This window comes from Chryseobacterium sp. SIMBA_028 (assembly GCF_046535285.1).
GTDB lineage: Bacteria > Bacteroidota > Bacteroidia > Flavobacteriales > Weeksellaceae > Chryseobacterium.
In genome coordinates this window covers 1-245 of record NZ_JAWRWZ010000699.1, presented here as the reverse complement: position 1 = coordinate 245, position 245 = coordinate 1, and the positions used below count along the sequence as shown (strand labels likewise).

Annotated in this window: 1 protein-coding gene; it reads right to left on the bottom strand. The window is 63.7% G+C overall.

Annotated elements, in window-relative coordinates; translation table 11 throughout:
- Nucleotides 1-245: hypothetical protein (locus SCA31_RS25050; protein WP_410699649.1), on the bottom strand; the 245-nt coding region annotated here is incomplete at both ends.

Genomic DNA, 245 nt, shown 5'->3' with positions numbered 1-245 from the left:
ACGACACAAGGACCATGGTCCATACCAGCGAAGCCTCTGTGCTTTGTTTGTCAGCCAGCGGCAGGCCTGTCACGATCACGTCTCCGTAGGGGGTTTCGACGGCGACCAGGCGGTAGTCGCCGTTGGAGAGCGAACGGTCCACGGGCAGGTTCCCGCGGGGGAGTGACAAAAGTACTTGCTGATCCGCGGAGGACAACGCCACCCGGTTGCCGCCGGCATCGATGAGCCCGGAGCTGCTGACCGTG